This window comes from Micromonospora orduensis, assembly GCF_006228125.1.
In the GTDB taxonomy this organism is placed as follows: domain Bacteria; phylum Actinomycetota; class Actinomycetes; order Mycobacteriales; family Micromonosporaceae; genus Micromonospora; species Micromonospora orduensis.
The window spans coordinates 1-8610 of the sequence record NZ_VDFY01000207.1 but is presented as its reverse complement, the minus strand read 5'-3'; the positions used below and the strand labels follow the sequence as shown (position 1 = coordinate 8610).

Here is an 8610-nt window from a genome sequence, read left to right as displayed (position 1 = left end):
GTTCGGCCGCACCTCCGCGACCATCCGCACCGCCCGCTCCCGCAACTCCTGCGGATACGGCTTCGTTCCTGCCATCTCTCGATCCTTCCCAAGCGGGGAAGTCTCTACAAGATCCGGGGCGGTTCAGTTCGACGCCTTCCAACTGGAGATCCGGTACGACCGACACCTCCAGCGGATCACACTGCGCGTCGCCGTACGCGCCGAGATGGTCGACGTCATCAGCCAGGCTGCTGCCGAAGCCACGGGCAAGGCTCCGAGGCAGCGGCAGCCCCAACACAAAACAGAGGGGGCGGACGCGTCGGCGTCCGCCCCTGCCGGTCAAATCCGTTCCCATGTTCTACGTGCCCCCGGCAGGATTCGAACCTGCGCCCCCGCCTCCGGAGGGCGGTGCTCTATCCCCTGAGCTACGGGGGCTCAGCGACTGGAGAAGACTAGCAAACCTCCTCCAGGAACACCGAATCGGTATCGGTGCCCCGATCGTGTCGCCCCGCCTGCGCGGACCGCCGTCAGGCGGCGGCAATCACCCGGCCGCAGCTGGGCAGCGGGTGCAGGACGATCCGTCGCGGGAGCCGGCGCGGCCACTCGTTGCGGGGCCAGGAGCCGTCCACGATCAGGTGCACGGTGCGCTCCTCCTCGCCGCTGAGTCGCAGCACGAAGTCGCGGGGGAGCGGCGGGTCGACGGTCGGAGTGGTGATCATGAAGCGCACCCGACCCCGGGACGACACGGCGGAGATCACGTCGGCCGCCGGCATGGTGCCGCGCAGTCGTACCCGCCCGATCCAGTAGACCTCGGCGAGGTGCTCCTGGGCGGCCCGCGTGATCGCCGGATACTCGCTGCGTACCCACCGCTCGACCGCGCTGACGCAGAGCCCGCAGGCCCGTTCGCGGGGCTCGCGCGGACCCAACCCCCAGGCCCGCAGGTACGCCCCGACCGCGCCCGCGTCCAGCGGCAGGTCGAACCGGCGCTGGATGAGCGTGGTGAGGCTCTGCCGCGTCCACAGCTCCTCGTCCAGGCCGAACTCGTCCGGGTGGACGCCCCGCAGCACGTCGATCAGTTCGAGTTCCTGTTCGCGGCTGAGCATTCCCGGCTCGCCCTGCCGCTGTCCGCGACGGACGGCTGCCACCGCCCCGTCACCGCCGATGGTGTGGCGTCGGCACCAGCTGGTGACCGAACGCCGTGCGTCTCTGAGTGCAACCCCCACGTCTTGGGCAACGAGCCCGAATCGCAACTGGTCACGATATGTGGGGAGAAAACTCTCTAAGCAACGTAATCGCCTGGACCGCGCAAAACGCCCACGGGGGACACGGTGGACGTTCATGCACGAAAACCTGGCGGTGGCGAGCGACATGGAACGGGCCCGCGTCCCGCCGGCGTGTGGCGGTGACGCGGGCCCGTCGTGCCCGTGGCGCGGTCAGCCCTTGGCGGCCTGCTCCTGGAGCTGCCGCAGGTTGTTCAGCTCGGTCTGCTGGGTGGCCTTCATGGTCCGGGCCACCCGCAGCACCTCGGCGTTGTCGGTCTCGCCGAGCGCGGCGTCGATCATGTGGATGCCGCCCAGGTGGTGGTCGTACATCAGGGCGAGGAACTGGCGGTCGACCTCGATGCCCCTGGCGTCGCGCAACGCGGCCATCTGCTGCGGGGTGGCCATCCCGGGCATCAGCCCGTTCTTGACCGTCGCTCCGTCGGACATCCACGACATCGGCGGCTGCGACCCGGTCGGGCTCAGCTCCCACTCGCGCAGCCAGGTCTGCATGGCGCCGATCTCCCCCTGCTGCCCGGTGGCGATGTCGACGGCGATCTGCCGCACCTCGGGCAGCGTCGCCGACCGGTACGCGACGAGGCTCATCTCCACCGCCTGGGCGTGGTGCGTCGTCATGTCCCGCGCGAAGCCCGCCTCGACCGAGGCGTCACCGGGTCGGGTGAGCCGGGGGGTGAGCAGGCCACCGGCGTACCCGAGAAGCAGCCCCACCACCAGCAGGGCGGCCAGCGCGAGCACCCCGTAGCGCCGCGCCGGGGCCCGGCCGCTCTCCTGCGGGGCGGCCTCGACCTCGTCGTACTCGCTGTCGGTGGTGGAGGGGGCGGTCATCGCGATCCTCACCTACTGGGTCGGCTGCTGCTGGAGTTCGCGCGGCGTGGTGCCGGTGGCGGTGATGCCGGTGTTGCAGAGCGCCGTCGGACCCTCGACGGAGGCGTTCACCCGCAGGTCCTTGATGAACTCGTCGATCCGCTTGTCGTCGGCGTTGTCGACCTTGAGCTGGTAGCCCCACGCCTGGAGCGAGATCGGCTTGTCCAGGCCCTCGTACGGACTCATCAGCATCTTCTCGACGCCACGCACCTTGCCGGCGAGCTTGTCGATCTGGTCCTGCGGCAGGTCCGGGCGGTAGGTGATCCAGACGGCGCCGTGCTCCAGGCTGTGCACCGCGTGCTCGTTCGCGATCGGGGCGTCGTACACGTCGCCCATGCAGTTCTGCCAGGCGGCGTTGTGCACCCCGCCCACCGGCGGCGAGTAGTTCCAGGTCAGCGGGCCGGACTTGTGCGCCTCGTACTTCAGGCTGTCCGGGTCCGACTTACGGATGTTGACGATGCCGTCGATGGCGTTGGCCCGCTTGTCCCACGGCTTGGAGCCCTGGAACGACGCCCAGGCGCCGTACCCGATGATGCCGGCCGCGAGCACGCCGACGGCGACGAAGAGCGCGATCGGGCCCCAGGCCCGGCCCTGGCTCACCTTGACCGGGGTGACCGGCTTGCGGGGGCCCTTGCCACCTGCCCGGGGGGAGCCCGCCGGCTTGCCGGAAGCAGCCTTGGCGCCGGACGCCGGCCGGCCCGCGGCCGGCTTCTTGCCGGTGCTGACCACGGTCGGGCGGCGCTCAGGGCCGCCCGGGGTGCTGATGCTCATCGTGCCTCGTCAAGTCGGTCGGTCAGGGGAGATGGCGGGCCGGTTGACGCGCAGGGTAGCCGCCGAGTGCCCGAGTCTACCCCCGATAACATGGTTGGGTGACTCCTGCAGAACTCGCCTCGGTCGTCCTTGCCGCTGCCCACGCCGTCTTCAGCGAGCGTGGCCTGGACCGCGCGGCGCTGCCGGAGCGCACCGTGGTGGAGCGACCGCGCAACCCCGAGCACGGCGACTACGCCTCCACGCTCGCTCTGCAGCTGAGCAAGAAGGTGGGCGTCCCGCCGCGTGAGCTGGCCACCGCGCTGGCCGACGAGCTGAGCCGGGCAGTGGGCGTCAAATCGGTGGAGATCGCCGGCCCGGGTTTCCTGAACATCCGGCTCGACGCCGCTGCCGCCGGCCAGCTCGCCCGGGTGATTGTCGAGGCCGGCGCCGAGTACGGACGCAGTGAGCGGCTCGCCGGGGAGAAGATCAACCTCGAGTTCGTCTCGGCGAACCCGACCGGCCCGGTGCACATCGGCGGAGTCCGCTGGGCGGCCGTCGGCGACGCGCTGAGCCGGCTGCTGCGGGCCACCGGCGCGGAGGTCGGCACGGAGTACTACTTCAACGACGCCGGTTCGCAGATCGACAGGTTCGCCCGCTCGCTGCTCGCCGCGGCCAAGGGTGAGCCGGCGCCCGAGGACGGCTACGGCGGCGCGTACATCGCCGAGATCGCCACCGAGGTGCAGGCCCGCCGGCCCGACGTGCTGACCCTGGACGACGCCGCCGCCCAGGAGGTGTTCCGGGTCGAGGGCGTCGCGCTGATGTTCGACGAGATCCGCTCCTCGCTGCGCGATTTCGGGGTCGAGTTCGACACCTACTTCAACGAGAAGGACCTGCACGACCGGGGTGAGTTGGACCTCGCGCTGGCCCGGCTGCGCGAGCAGGGTCGGGTCTACGAGTCCGAGGGCGCCACCTGGCTGCGGACCACCGACTTCGGTGACGACAAGGACCGGGTGCTGCGCAAGTCAAACGGCGAGTGGACGTACTTCGCCGCGGACTGCGCCTACTACCTGGATAAGCGGGAGCGCGGCTTCGAGCGGGTCGTGATCATGCTGGGCGCCGACCACCACGGCTACATCGGCCGGATGAAGGCGATGGCCGCCTGCTTCGGCGACGACCCGGAGCGCAACCTGGAGATCCTCATCGGGCAGCTGGTCAACCTGGTGCGCGACGGCGCCCCGATGCGGATGAGCAAGCGGGCCGGCACCGTGATCACGCTGGAGGACCTGGTCGACGCGATCGGCGTGGACGCCTCCCGGTACGCGCTGGCCCGTTACTCCAGCGACTCGCCCATCGACATCGACATCGAGCTGTGGACCCGGGCGACCCGCGACAACCCCGTCTACTACGTGCAGTACGTCGCCGCCCGGACTGCGGGCGTGGCCCGCAACGCCGCCGAGGTGGGGCTCGTGCCGGGCGATGCCGACGCGTTCCGCCCCGAGCTGCTCGACCACGAGAAGGAGAACGAGCTGCTCAAGGCGCTCGCCGAGTTCCCGGCGGTGGTGGCCACGGCCGCCGAGCTGCGCGAGCCGCACCGGGTGGCCCGCTACCTGGAGGAGAGCGTCGCGGCGTCCTTCCACCGGTTCTACGACAACTGCCGGGTGCTGCCGCTGGGCGACGAGGAGGTCACCGACCTGCACCGCGCCCGGCTCTGGCTCAACAACGCGACCCGCACGGTGATCGCCAACGGTCTGCACCTGCTCGGCGTCTCCGCACCCGAGAGGATGTGACATGAGGGCTCATGAGGCTGGTGCGCTGCACGCGGACATCAGCAACCAGGGGCCGGCCTGGCTGCGTACCCCGGCCGACGTCAACGCCCTCGTGCCGGCGCTGTGGCCGCGCAGCGTGACGCGCGGCGCCGACGGCGCGGTCGCCGTCGCGGGCCTGAGCGTCCGCGACATCGCTGCCGAGTTCGGCACCCCGGTGTACGTCCTGGACGAGGCCGACCTGCGCTCGCGCTGCCGCGACTTCCGGGCGGCCTTCCCGACCGAGGACGTCTTCTACGCGGGCAAGGCGTTCCTCTGCCGGGCGGTGGTCCGGATGATCGCCGAGGAGGGGCTGCACCTGGACGTCTGCACCGGTGGCGAGCTGGCCACCGCCCTGTCGGCCGGAATGCCGCCGGAGCGGATCGGCTTCCACGGCAACAACAAGTCGGTCGCCGAGCTGGGCCGGGCGCTGGACGCCGGGGTGGGCCGGATCATCGTCGACTCGTTCACCGAGATCGACAGGCTCACCGAGCTGGCCCGCGAGCGTGGGGTCCGACCCCGGGTGCTGGTCCGGGTCACGGTCGGCGTCGAGGCGCACACCCACGAGTTCATCGCCACCGCCCACGAGGACCAGAAGTTCGGCTTCTCGCTGGCCGGCGGCGCCGCAGCGAACGCCGCCTTCAAGATCCTCGACGAGGACGTGCTGGAGCTGCGCGGTCTGCACTCGCACATCGGCTCGCAGATCTTCGACGCCAGCGGCTTCGAGGTCTCCGCCCGCCGGGTGCTCGCCCTGCAGGCGCAGATCCGCGACGCCCGCGGCGTGGAGCTGCCCGAGCTGGACCTGGGCGGCGGCTTCGGCATCGCGTACACCACCCAGGACGACCCGGCGACACCGCAGGACCTGGCCAAGCGACTGCGCAAGATCGTCGACTCGGAGTGCGCGGCGGAGAACCTGGCCGTGCCGCACCTGTCGATCGAGCCGGGTCGGGCCATCGTCGGGCCGGCCGTGTTCACCCTCTACGAAGTCGGCACGGTCAAGGACCTCGACGGCATCCGCACGTACGTCAGCGTGGACGGCGGGATGAGCGACAACATCCGCACCGCGCTGTACGACGCGTCGTACTCGGCGACGCTGGCCTCCCGGGCGTCGACCGCGCAGCCGTTGCTCGCCCGCGTGGTGGGAAAGCACTGTGAGTCCGGGGACATCGTGGTGAAGGATGAATTCCTGCCCGCCGACGTGCAGCCCGGAGATCTTGTCGCAGTGCCCGGCACCGGCGCGTACTGCCGGAGCATGGCCAGCAACTACAATCACGTGCCCCGGCCACCGGTGGTCGCGGTACGTGACGGCCACGCGCGGCTGATCGTCCGGCGGGAAACCGAAGAGGACCTGCTGGCATTGGATGTTGGATGACGTCACCTGTGCGCTTGGCACTGCTCGGCTGCGGCACGGTCGGCCAGGAGGTGGTCCGGCTGCTGCACGAGCAGTCGACGGACCTGGCCGCCCGCATCGGCGCTCCGCTGGAGATCGCCGGCATCGCCGTCCGCCGGCTCGGCCGTGACCGTGGTGACCTGCCGGTCGACGACGACCTGTTCACCACCGACGCGCTCGGCCTGATCAAGCGCGACGACGTGGACGTGGTGGTCGAGGTCGTCGGTGGCATCGAGCCGGCCCGGAGCTGGCTGGTCGAGGCGCTGCGCGCCGGCAAGAGCGTGGTCACGGCGAACAAGGCGCTGCTCGCCGAGGACGGCGCGGCGCTGCACGACGCGGCCGCCGAGGGTGGCGCCGACCTCTACTACGAGGCGTCCGTGGCCGGTGCCATCCCGCTGCTGCGCCCGTTGCGCGAGTCGCTGCACGGCGACCGGATCACCCGGGTCACCGGCATCGTCAACGGCACCACGAACTTCATCCTCTCCGCGATGGACGCCACCGGGGCCGGCTTCGCCGAGGCCCTCGACGAGGCGACCGAACTGGGGTACGCGGAGGCCGACCCGACGGCCGACGTGGAGGGCTTCGACGCGGCGGCCAAGGCGGCGATCCTCGCCTCCCTGGCGTTCCACACCCGGGTCGCCGCCGCCGACGTGCACCGGGAGGGCATTACCGAGGTCACCGCCGCGGACGTGGCCAGCGCCCGCGCGATGGGGTGCACCATCAAGCTGCTGTGCATCGCGGCCCGGGGTGTCGACCCGGCCGGCCGGGAGACGGTAAGCGTCCGGGTGCACCCGGCGATGATCCCGCGCAGTCATCCGCTGGCCAGCGTCGGCGACGCGTTCAACGCGGTCTTCGTCGAGGCCGACGCGGCCGGTCAGCTCATGTTCTACGGCCGGGGCGCGGGTGGCGCTCCCACCGCCAGCGCGGTGCTCGGCGACGTGGTCGCGGTGTCCCGCAACCGGCTCGCCGGGGTCCGCGCGGCCAGCGAGAGCGCGTACGCGGACCTGGCGGTCCGGCCGATGGGTGAGGCGCTGACCCGCTACCACGTCAGCCTGGACGTGGCCGACCGTCCGGGTGTGCTGGCCTCGGTGGCGGGCGTGTTCGCCAGGCACGACGTCTCGATCGCGACCGTGCGGCAGGGCTCGGCGGGTGGGTCACCCGGCCGCGACGGTGACGCCGAGCTGGTCATCGTCACCCACGTGGCACCGGACGCCGCGCTCGCCGCCACAGTGGTCGAGCTGCGGGGCCTGGATATTGTCCGGTCGGTGACGAGCGTGCTGCGGGTCGAGGGCGGCGCGTGAGTCGTTGAACCATCGGTGGGACGAATCACGCGTCCCGCCAGGTGGGTAACCCGGGGTGTGCCATCGATGCCGGCGGCACTGTGGTCCAGGGTGACCAGGTGCTCGGGTCGAGACGGCGGTAGAGGCGAGGAGAACGACATGTGGCGGGGTTTGATCGAGGCGTACCGGGATCGGCTGCCGGTCACCGCGGCCACGCCCGTCGTCACGCTGCACGAGGGGAACACCCCGCTGCTGCCGGCGCCCGTGCTCTCCAGCCGGATCGGCTGTGACGTGTACCTCAAGGTGGAGGGCGCCAACCCGACCGGCTCCTTCAAGGACCGGGGGATGACCCTCGCCGTCTCCAAGGCGGTCGAGGCCGGCAACAAGGCAATCATCTGCGCCTCCACCGGCAACACCAGCGCCTCGGCCGCCGCGTACGCGGCGCGGGCCGGGCTGACCTGCGCGGTACTGGTGCCGCAGGGCAAGATCGCGTTGGGCAAGCTGGCCCAGGCGCTTGTGCACGGCGCGAAGCTGCTCCAGGTGAGCGGCAACTTCGACGACTGCCTGTCGCTCGCCGCCAAGCTCGCCCAGGACCACCCGGTCGCGCTTGTCAACTCGGTGAACATCGACCGGTTGCACGGCCAGAAGACCGCCGCCTTCGAGATCGTCGAGGCCCTCGGTGACGCGCCCGACATCCACTGCCTGCCCGTCGGCAACGCCGGCAACATCTCCGCCTACTGGATGGGGTATTCGGAGGAGCGCGAGGCCGGCAGCACCACAGGCGCACCGAAGATGTACGGCTTCCAGGCCGCCGGCGCCGCTCCGATCGTGACCGGTCAGGTCGTGCCGGAGCCGTCGACCATCGCCACCGCCATCCGGATCGGCAACCCGGCGAGCTGGACCAGGGCGTTGGACGCGCGGGACACCTCAGGCGGGCTGATCGCGGCGGTGACCGACCGGGAGATCCTGTCGGCGTACCGTCTGCTCGCCCGCGAAGTGGGGGTCTTCGTCGAGCTGGGCAGCGCGGCCAGCGTGGCCGGCCTGCTCCAGCAGGCCGCGGCGGGCATGGTGCCGGCCGGCTCGACGGTGGTCTGCACGGTGACCGGCCACGGCCTGAAGGACCCGGAGTGGGCGATTTCCACCGCGCCCGCGCCGCTGACCATCGCGAACGACCCGATGGCCGCGGCCCGCGCCCTCGACCTGGCCTGACCGCGCCACCGCCGCGGTGCTTACCGGCGGCGGGCGGGCGGCCTTCGGGACGGTGT

The 8610-nt window shown here is 71.3% G+C and carries 8 protein-coding genes and 1 tRNA gene; 4 read left to right on the top strand and 5 right to left on the bottom strand.

All coding sequences use genetic code 11. The features are described 5' to 3' along the window. From FHG89_RS33395 to FHG89_RS23760, 5 genes are all read right to left on the bottom strand, one after another. Positions 1–277 (bottom strand): hypothetical protein (locus FHG89_RS33395; protein ID WP_208761076.1); only part of this gene is annotated, 277 nt, incomplete at its 3' end. Between the two features lie 65 nt (positions 278–342). Continuing rightward, positions 343–414: transfer RNA gene (locus FHG89_RS23775), tRNA-Arg, on the bottom strand. A gap of 92 nt (positions 415–506) precedes the next feature. Further along, positions 507–1202, bottom strand: a complete 696-nt coding sequence (locus tag FHG89_RS23770; RefSeq protein WP_139586631.1) for a winged helix-turn-helix domain-containing protein — start codon at positions 1200–1202, stop codon at positions 507–509. Positions 1203–1412: 210 nt separating this feature from the next. After that, positions 1413–2084, bottom strand: coding sequence for a DUF305 domain-containing protein (locus FHG89_RS23765; RefSeq protein WP_139586630.1), 672 nt, complete (start codon positions 2082–2084; stop codon positions 1413–1415). Positions 2085–2096: 12 nt separating this feature from the next. Further along, the gene (locus FHG89_RS23760) at positions 2097–2894 is read right to left on the bottom strand and encodes a DUF3105 domain-containing protein (protein WP_139586629.1); all 798 of its coding nucleotides are present in this window, start codon (positions 2892–2894) and stop codon (positions 2097–2099) included. A gap of 98 nt (positions 2895–2992) precedes the next feature. Between FHG89_RS23760 and argS the strand changes: the two genes are divergently transcribed. The 4 genes from argS (at position 2993) to thrC (ending at position 8554) form a co-directional block, all read left to right on the top strand. Continuing rightward, positions 2993–4660: an arginine--tRNA ligase gene (argS, locus tag FHG89_RS23755; RefSeq protein WP_139586628.1), complete on the top strand. Its 1668-nt coding sequence runs from the start codon at positions 2993–2995 to the stop codon at positions 4658–4660. 1 nt (position 4661) lies between these two features. Next, a complete protein-coding gene (gene lysA / locus FHG89_RS23750) occupies positions 4662–6047 on the top strand; it encodes a diaminopimelate decarboxylase (RefSeq protein ID WP_139586627.1) in 1386 nt (461 codons plus the stop codon). Positions 6048–6055: 8 nt separating this feature from the next. Further along, positions 6056–7366 (top strand): homoserine dehydrogenase, encoded by a 1311-nt coding sequence (locus FHG89_RS23745; RefSeq protein WP_208761077.1) that lies wholly within the window; start codon positions 6056–6058, stop codon positions 7364–7366. 138 nt (positions 7367–7504) lie between these two features. Further along, a complete protein-coding gene (gene thrC / locus FHG89_RS23740) occupies positions 7505–8554 on the top strand; it encodes a threonine synthase (RefSeq protein ID WP_139586625.1) in 1050 nt (349 codons plus the stop codon). Positions 8555–8610 lie beyond the last annotated feature (56 nt).

Bases quoted from the DNA above. Each gene is read 5' to 3' on its own strand.
- lysA (WP_139586627.1), top strand. From the start codon at position 4,662: ATGAGGGCTCATGAGGCTGGTGCGCTGCACGCGGACATCAGCAACCAG.
- FHG89_RS23765 (WP_139586630.1), bottom strand. From the start codon at position 2,084: ATGACCGCCCCCTCCACCACCGACAGCGAGTACGACGAGGTCGAGGCC.
- thrC (WP_139586625.1), top strand. From the start codon at position 7,505: ATGTGGCGGGGTTTGATCGAGGCGTACCGGGATCGGCTGCCGGTCACC.
- FHG89_RS23760 (WP_139586629.1), bottom strand. From the start codon at position 2,894: ATGAGCATCAGCACCCCGGGCGGCCCTGAGCGCCGCCCGACCGTGGTC.